This is a genomic window from Ligilactobacillus hayakitensis DSM 18933 = JCM 14209 (genome assembly GCF_000615845.1).
In the GTDB taxonomy this organism is placed as follows: domain Bacteria; phylum Bacillota; class Bacilli; order Lactobacillales; family Lactobacillaceae; genus Ligilactobacillus; species Ligilactobacillus hayakitensis.
This window is the reverse complement of record NZ_BAML01000042.1, coordinates 1-10400: the sequence shown is the minus strand read 5'-3', so window position 1 is coordinate 10400 and position 10400 is coordinate 1. Positions and strand designations below refer to the sequence as shown.

Annotated in this window: 1 protein-coding gene; it reads left to right on the top strand. The window is 34.8% G+C overall.

Features of this window, described 5'->3' with window-relative positions:
- Nucleotides 1-50 precede the first annotated feature (50 nt).
- A partial coding sequence (locus JCM14209_RS09515) for a mucin-binding protein (RefSeq protein WP_035520261.1) occupies nucleotides 51-10400 on the top strand: 10350 nt, incomplete at its 3' end.

Genomic DNA, 10400 nt, shown 5'->3' with positions numbered 1-10400 from the left:
TATATAATTATACTGAATGAGAAAAAACAAAAAGAAAAGAAGGGAAAGCCATGTTATCGAAAAACAATCTTAAGTATTTACATACCAAGTTAGAACCGCGCAAACAACGGTTCACAATTAAAAAGTTCAATGTTGGGGTTGCCTCAGTTTTAATCGGAACGACATTTGCCTTATTTGCAGGGCAACAACAAGTTTCAGCTGATGATGTTACAACTAATCAAGTAGCAACTACACCTAATCCGACAACTAGTGGTACAACTGAAAATGATACGTCACAACCCACGACTACATCATCGCAAACCACACCCCAATTAACTTATGGAACTGATGGTGAAGTATCTGCTGTTCCAAAAATTGATGATAGTAACGCTAAAGGTGCTGGGACATTAAGTGAGGATGGATTAAGCATAACTACAAAAGATGGACAAAAATTAACTTTAAGTTCAAATACTATAGGTGGAGGAAGTAACAATACTGAATCTAGTAAAACAGGGATTTCTTTAACTTATTCTGGTACCGGTAAAACAGGGGATAAAGTAACAATTATTATTCCTAAAGGAACACCCTATAAAATTAGTGGTTTTCCAACTGATCCCAATAATAAACATACAGTAAGTAATGTAGACAGTGCTGATGGTTTATATAATGTTCAAACTGCAACATATATTTCAGATGATAGTGATTCATATTCTGCAACAGAATATTTTGCCCCAATTAAAGAAACTTCAATTGGTGATGTCCCTAATTTGGCAACGGATGTAGGAAATACGGAAAAATTTATTCAATTTTATTTTAATGATGTGTATCAAGGAAGTTTGAAAGTTAATCAGTTAATGAAACCAACATTAAGTCCAGTCCTTAAGCGCTTACTTCCAGGAACAAATAATGATGTTAAAGTAAAACCTAATACGTTATTACTTTATGCTCTTAACGTAAATGAAGATCCAAATTATGTCGCTAATCAAAATACAACAGTTCCGCAAATTATAAAAAATATTAATTATGGCACAACAATTACAATTCCAGTTCCAACTGGATTTAAATTGGATCTTGAAAAAACTAATACTTATAATACGCGGTATAAAGGACAATATGATAAACAAAATAACTTTACAATTACACAACAAAATCCAGGAGATGACATTATTATTACGGTTCCAAAAGATAACGGAGCTGAAACTTCAGGTTCAAATCCTTATGTTATTGCAGGATCATACGTCCAAAATGTATCTCAAGAAACCAGCTTGAAAACTGATAAACAAATTACAATTATTCAAAAAATAAATGATAATGGTGATACAATTACAGGATCTACAAGTAGTTTTTCTAATACTTTAGTTCCAGAAGATACTAATTTGACTCCCGCGGGATCAGTTGAAGTAATTGCTGATGGGTATAAAGGTTGGTTTACTCCAGAGTATAGTAATTTCGCATTTAAATCAGGACAAACAGAATCAGACCATATGGCAATTGGGTATTATGGTTTTAAAACGACACTTAATACGCCGATAACTAATGCAACTATCACTTTACAATTTACTGAGTTAGGTAAAGATTCTGGCAAAGCTTATTCAGAAATTGATCAGGTGAAAGTTCCAAATCCGAGTGATACTTTACCAAATTTAAATGGATACACATATCAAGTAACTTATACTGATGGAACAACAAACCAAGGATCGATAAATTCCGGCGGTACATTCATTGCTGAAAGCGGTAAGTATATTAAATCTATTTCGTTTACGCCTAATGAATTATCTTTGTCTTATACAGATAACTATAATTTACTTAATAACAATCAACCAGGTATGAACGATGTAGCTACAAAAAATATGTTTGTCGCATACGGAAAGTTCAAAAACACTGATGATACTGGGACAAATCAAACAGTAACTAGTCAAATTAGTGTTACAATTCCTAATTTAAATGGATCAGATAAGCAAGTTGTAAATACAGCTGTTATTGAACAACAGGTAACATCTAGAGCGGCATTAAAATTAAACACGTATGGACAAAATTTGACGAATACAGACAAAACTATTCCATCAAACAAGCAAAATAATGTATACGTTGTATTAAGTAAAGATGATTCGAAATATGTTACAAAAGAATATGAACCAATTTTTTACTATGTTTTACCTAAAGGAAGTTATTATTCAGGGGTAAATACAGATGCAATGCCAGGGTATAATACAGAAACTACCCGTCCAAAAATTACAACAACCATGGTTGATGGGCAACAAGTTGTAAAAATTGATTATACGGGGACAAAATATATCTTTGAAAATTCTCAACGAGCCCAAGCGTGGATTTATGCTAAAACTTATCCTGATGCACCTAATTATACTGATGTAACGGGCTCAATTTATATTAACCCCGGAAAGATGGTTAATGATGATGGGTCAATCAGTGATCGTTTAGTTAAATTAGATGGTAAATCATTAGCAACAACCCCATTTATCCCAGATGATAATAATATCTACAAGATTCAAGATTTTACTTGGAGATATGAAGCCTCTGGTGGAAAATCAGTTCAAACTTTAGCGACAGGAAATACTGCGGGAGAAGATTCAGTTGTTAGTGCTCACTCAGATACAAAAGGTTCAACTGACATGACTTATTATTTCAGTACGATGAACTATGTTAGTCCACAACAAGAAGATGCTGATATTAAAGATACGTATATTATCTTAAACTTACCACAAGAATCAGATACAACATTCCAATTTACATTGAAAGATCCTAAGACTTTAAATGGTGAAGAACCAGTTAAATATGTCGGAAGCGATAATAGTCTAGAATTTACTTATAAGTATTCTGAACAAACCCAACCGTTAAATGATTGGAAGGCAATTACGGGAATTCCGGCTGGCTTGACTGATAGTTATGTTACTGCAGATAAGGTTAAAGATTGGTCAAAAATTAAGTCTGTGATGGTTTCTATTCCATTAATTAAGAAGAATATCCCCGTGGGACGTTTTAAAATTTTAGGTCAAGATTTAACGTTAGCACAAGATGCAGGTAAAACAGGAAGTATTGAAGGCGAAGGTTTTGCTGCTGCATTCCAACCATTTACTCCAGGAACTCCAGCCACAATTACTGTAACAGGGCAAGCAACGATTCATGCCCGTTATCATTATGTTGACGCTAATGGAACAGATCAATATCTTGATTTACCAGATAAGGTTTACCAAGAAAATAAAGACACCCTAAACTCTGATGACTTTATAAATGCTGCTAATCAAGCAAAGATTCCAGCTGGCTACGAATTAGTCGGAACTACAGGGAATCCAACGTGGACAAACGGTGGAACTACATGGCAAGCAGATGGTACCAATGATACAGCAGCTTTTGGTCAAGTCGCTAAGTACTATATGAATGGAGATACGGTAACCTTTGAATTACAACACAAGATTAAAGAAGTGACAGTTACTGATAATATCAAGCCAAATACTCCGATTGCAGAAAATCCAAGTGTAAATTATCCAGTCGGAATTGATAATCTACAAAAACAACCAACATTTACAGTAAATGTTACTGTCGATGGAAACAGGGATGATACTTTAAGTAAGGTTCAACCTTTAACCTTTACACGTTCGGCATTCGTCGATGAAGTAACAGGAAAATTAGTCGATACTCCAGCACACCCTAATGGCTATTCAGCATGGAGTCCTAAGGATGGAACAACGTGGAATCAAGTTGAGCTTCCAGTTAAACAAGGGTACTTCAGAACGATGACTTTACCGGATGATGTGACAAAAGCAAGTCCAACTATTATTCTTGCTGAAAATTTTGATCAAATTACAGCTGATCATCCCGATACAACGGTTAATGTTACTTATACTAAGCTTGGACATATTCAACCTGTTGATGAAAATGGTAATCCATTAAGTGCTGCTTTAAAAGGATATGCTACTCCGCAATATGAAAATGATGCTAGCGACCCAGAAAAAGCAATTCTTCCAGCCTTGCCACAAATCAATGGTTATACTGCATATTTGAATGACCAACCAGTGAGTGCTACAAATGCATATAGCTTACCGCAAGATTTAAGTCAAAATCTAAATGTCACTTATAAAAAAGATGACCAACATTTAAAGATTCAAGTTCTCGACATCAATGATGATGTAAATGGCGCAGGGGTACCAATCGCACTTACTCAAGATATTTTAACGACAATTAAAGCAACTGCGGATATGATTGGAAAATCAGGGGATGCAGTTGATAAAGATGAACTTCAAGCAAACCTTACAAAAATCAAGGATTATTTTGAAGATCAAGGATATAAATTGTATGCCCAATCACCTGTAATTGATACTTTTGATTTTGATACTAAGCAAGATCAAAGTGTAACGCTTAAGTTAATACATGATACTGAAGCTCAAATACAAACAAAAGATATTACGCGCACAATCAATTATCTAGACGAAAGTGGCAAGACAATTCAATCAACACAAACTGATAAGCTTACGTTAGTTCGCTATCAAGTTAAAGATAAGGTCAACCATGATGTTTTAGGATACACACAAGACCCAAGTAACAAGGATAGCAATGGGTTGATTGCAACTCCATTTAATGAAGCAAACGCCAATGATGCCTATGTAAGTCAAACATTTGATGCCCGAACAACACCTGATTTGAAGTCTAACGGATATGATTTAGATCGAATTAAACATGATGGCACAACCGTTGATGAAATTCCAAGAACAACAGTTGATGGAAATAGTACAGATATGACATATGATGTCATTTATACTCCTCATATCATTACTGTAACTAAGGACACAAATGTTCAACCAGGTCAACCAATTGATAATACTGGATACGTTTATCCGCAAAATAGTCAATTTGATGCCAGTCAACTTCAAGGAATTGCTAAGCGCGTCATTAATTTCAAATATGAAAACCAAACACAAGCAAGTACTCCAATTCAACAAGTGATTAATTTTGAACGACAAGGGACTTTGAACTTAGTAACGGGTGAAGTTATCCCTGATTCAAATTGGACTGTAAGCAATGATTTCGCTGAAGTAAGCGCACCAGAAATTCCAGGATACACTCCAAGTCAAGCAACAGTTGCAAAAGAAATCCTAACGCAACCACAAGCTGATAGTGTAGTTAATATTACTTATACCGCTAATCCACAACGAGCAGAGATTCAATTTATTGATGACACAACTCAAAATGATTTAGTGCCGATTACAGAAAACGGAACTTCAGAAGGAATTATCTCAACAGCAAATACTACGGCAAAATTAGCTGAATATTTGGCAACTGGATATGAGGTAGTAAGTGATAATTTTACCGATTCAACTAAGAAATATGACAGAGATGATAACCAAGTTCAACAATATGCAGTTCATTTGAAGCATAAGACAGTTACGGTAAATCCTGGTGATAATAAAAAGACCAGCGACAAATTACCAGATAATTCAAATCTAAATTATCCGGATTCAGTAACAGAAGATAAGCTTCACGCACAATCAAAACGCACAATCAACTTTGAAAGTACGGATAACAAACTTACAATTCAACCAGTAATTCAAACAATTAACTATCGCCGAACAGCGACAATTGATGAAGTAACAGGGGATGTAACGTATGCAAACTGGGATACTGAAGGACAAAATCAATGGTCTAGCTACCAAGTACCGGTTGAAGAAGGATACTTTGCTAATGTATCTGCTGTAAATCAAGTTGATAATATTGAAGCTAACCACAATGAAACAGTAACGGTAACTTATAAACCATTGGGATATGTTGTTGCGGTTAATGAAAAGGGTGAAGCATTACCTGTCAGCCCAGTTCAATATAAAAATAACAGCAGTGATGCTACACAAATGGCAATTACGTATGCACCAGAAATCCCAGGATACACAGTTAAACCAAATGCTCAAATTCAAATAGATGAAACAGGTAAGAATAAAGTTAACCCAACTGATTTGGCTCAAGATACAAAAGTTACTTATATTGCTAACCCTCAAGTAATCAACTACACGGTTATCGACGATACAACGGGTCAAATTTCAGTTCAAGATGTTAAACTTCTTGATGGAGTGACTGATCAAGAAATTACATCAGAAAATCAAACTTCATATAAAGATGTATTGGATAATTTAGCTAAACAGGGATATAAAGTAATTTCAAATGATAACTTACCAGGTAAATTTGGATCAACCAAGACAACCCTTGAAATTCACGTGGTTCACGATACTGAATTAACACCTGAAACAAAGACGGTAACTAGAACGATTGAATTTATTGATAAACAATCAAATGCTCCAATTTCTCAATCAGTTAAACAAGCCGTTACTTTGCAACGTTATCAAGTTAAAGATAAAGTTACAAATACCTTATTAGGCTATGCAACAAAAGATGACGTACTTGATAGTAACGGTGTAAAGACATTCACACAATCAGTCGCTGATGGAGATAAGGCTTATGTAGTTAAAGGGACACCGACTGAATTTGAAAACTATTCAGTTCTTGATTTAACCAAGTTTGGTTATGAATCAGGGATGGATGAAAATGATCAACCATTAACTACGATCTTAAATAAGGCTGTCGATGGAACAACCAATGACGAAACTATTAAAGTTTATTATAATCAACATGTAATTACGGTCGATTATGATACGCCGAAGACAGGAAATGTTGGTTCAACAAACTATGTTTATCCAACTAATTCTAACTTTGATGCTTCAGAATTAACTAAGACCACAAGTCGTACTATTAATTATGTTTATGGTAAAGATACGGTTAAACCTGGTTCAACGGGGGATGCTACAGTTAAGCAAACAATTGAATATCGTCGAACGGCAAGATTAAATCTTGTAACAGGAGAATTTACTCCAAATGACGACTGGAAAGCTTATAAGTCATTAACCAATAATATCGAAGAAGCTGATGCAACTAAATTTGCTGCGATTGATTCACCTAAACATGATGGATACACTCCAAATCAATTAACGGTAGAAGCAACTAATCAAGCAAAAGATATTACGGTTATTTATACAGCTAACCCAGCTAAAGCAATCGTCAGCTTTAATGATGTCACAGATGACAATCAGAAAGTAACAGATACTTTGCTTACAGGGATAACAGATGGTAAGCTTGATCATCACAAAGTTGATGATCAACTAAAAGAATTAGAAAAACAAGGTTATAAGTTAGCGCAAGACGGTAATCATTTTGATAATAATGCAACAGCGCAAACATTTGATACTCAATCTGATCAAGATACAATTAGTCAACAATATGTGATTGATTTAGAACACGTTATTTCTGACGTTATCACACATACAACTATTCCAGCAGCTGGAACAAAGATTGACGGCACAGACGTAACTTATCCAAAAATTGGTAAATTATCAATGACAGTTACACGAACAATTCATTATGTCTATAATGAGGGCAAAAAGGCTTTTGATGATGTGGTGCAATCAATTACGTATACAAGAACTGCTAGAGTTGATGCCGTTAAAGCATATAAAAACCAACCAGATGCAGTTACTTATACAGCTTGGGTACCTGAAAATGAAGACAGCTTTAGTGCGCTAGACGATAAACCTATCACTGGTTACACAGCTGATAAGCAAGTTGATACAGCAAAAGTTTTATTTGTTGATGAAACTCCACAAAATGCAGAAGTTACAGTTACTTACTCACCAGATTATCAAGTAGCTCAATTTAAGTTTATCGATATTGATGATAATAATGCTGAAATCATGAATCAATTAATCGAAGGTCAAACAGCTGAACCAATTAATTTTGATACTACTAAAGTAATTGATGCATTAAAGAAAAAAGGTTACGTTTTGGTCGATGATGAATACCAAACAGCAAACAAAGTGTTTGATGATACTAATAATAGTAATCAAACGGATGCTAATCCACAAATCTTTAAGATTTCAATGAAGCATAAAATCATTGAAGTTGCAAATACAGGTAAAACATTTACCGATAAATTACCAGATAACCTAGATATGAATTATCCAAGTGGAGTAAGTAAAGATGACTTGAATAAAACGGTAACCCGCGTGATTCGAGTTAACGACGGAGCTAAAACGATCGTTGCAAATCAACCAGTGACATTTACGCGCACTGCTTTTGTTGATGAAGTAACCGGCCAAATTAAAGAAGTACTTGATTGGCAAAATCAAGCAGGAACTAATTGGCCAGAATATACGGTTGAACCTAAATTAGGTTACACGCCAAAAGCAATTGATGAAAAAGGAAATCCAATTCCAATTGTTAATGGTAAGATTGCAGCCAAAGACGTTGACGCTAACACTTCATCGCAAAATATTGAGATTTCCTATGTTCCGCAAAAACAAGAATTAACCTTTGCAGTAATCGATAATCAAAACCCTGAAAATCCAATTTCACTGCTTGAAGTTGATTATTTAGATTTACAAGGATTATCCGATGAAAAGATTGATAGTGCAAATGTTCAAGCAAAAATTGATGAGTTAAAACAAGCCTTGTCTAAAAAGGGTTACGTCTTTGAGAAACAAGATGAAATTCCAGTAGCGTTTGATAATGATCCAATGCAAGCTCAAACAATTAAGCTTTACTTTAAGCATTTACAAGTTGTTATTGATGATGTTCCTAATCAAGAACAAAGCATCCCAACAACCGACTTAAAATACCCAACAGTTGATGCTTTAAATAAAACAGTTAGTCGGAATATTTCAAGTGAATTCACTAACAAGTCAGGAGAACCATTTACAACTATAACGCAAGCAATTGAACTTAGTCGTCAAGCTAATATCGATGTGGTAACGCAAGAGGTAACTTATACAGACTGGCAACCAGCTCAAGGCAATGGAATGTTTAATAGCTATGTGGTTCCAACGATTTCAGGCTATACTCCAAGTGTTGCTGAAATCACTGAAGAAAGAGCTTTAGAAAACGGTCAACCACGTGATGATGAAAGAATTGTAGTTAGTTATCGACCAAATAAACGTGAAATCGAAATTAATTATATTGATGCAATTACGAAGCAAAAGCTGGCTGATAGTAAACTTCTTGGTCAAACGGATCAAACGGTTGCACTTAACTATGAAAATCCATTACCAAGTAAATATGTTCTTGATGACACGGATTTAGTAAAACAAATTACTATTAGAGGGGATAAAGACCCAATAATTACGGTACCATTAAGTCATAAAGTACAAACCAAGACGATTGTTGTCCCAATCATTCGTGTAATTACTGTGATTAAACCTGACGGAACTAAAGAAAATATCAGTCAATCAGTTTCAGTTGAAAAAACAATTGTTACCGATTTAGTAACAAATAAGGTTATTAAGAATACATCATCTAGTGCAGTTCTTCCAAATTATGTGGTACCAACAATTTTAGGCTATACTCCAAATATGAATGCAGTTGACCAACTTATGGTTCAAAGTGAATCAACCGTTAAGCCAGTTGAAATTAGCTATACCGCTAACCCACAAAAGACGGCTATCAAATTTGTAGATGACGATAATAACGAAACTGTTATTCATCAAACAGACCTAGTTGGTAAGACTGATCAACAAGTAGCTTTAGCTATCGTTAACCCTGATGCAAGTAAGTATGAAGTTGTAAAAACTTATCCAACAACATATACTTTTAAAGCCGATAATAACGAACCTGTGATTATTCACCTTAAACACAAGACGCAAGAAGATAAAGAATTTAAGACTGTTACTCGTAAGATTATTCTTCAAATTCCTGGTAAAGCAGATGAAGTTAAAATTGATCAAGTAAAACTTTCACGTTCAATTGTTAAAGATATTGTAACTGGGGAAGTTAAATCTAAATCAGATTGGACAAGCAGTCAATTCACAGGCTTTGATGCGCCGGAAATTAAAGGGATGACACCTAATATTCAAAAAGTTGCGGAACAAACAATTACAGATATGTCAGCTGACAGTGAAGTAAGAATTGTTTATACCCCAATCAATGTTGCAATCAATTACAGTGTCATTGATGCCAAGACACACCAAGTAATTAAGCCAACTCAAAAATTAGGGGAAAGCTCATTGAATCAAGTTGTCCCAGAGATTTTAGTTGCAAAATACCAACATGTCTTAGATCAATTAAGAAATGCTGGTTACGTCATCGCTAGTTATGATAGCTTGCCAGAAGTAATCGAAGATGGAGTAAACACTCTCAATATCAGTGTTTCAAAACCAGAACCTATTGAAGTAATTCCAACCAATCCAACCACTTCAAATACAGAAGGAACAGAAGCAAAAGAACCAGACGCTAACGTAAAACCAGGACCAAATAAGGTAACACCAGATGCTAGTGTGAAACCAGAACCAAATAAGGTAGAAACAGACGCTAACGTAAAACCAGGACCAAATAAGGTAACACCAGATGCTAGTGTGAAACCAGAACCAAATAAGGAT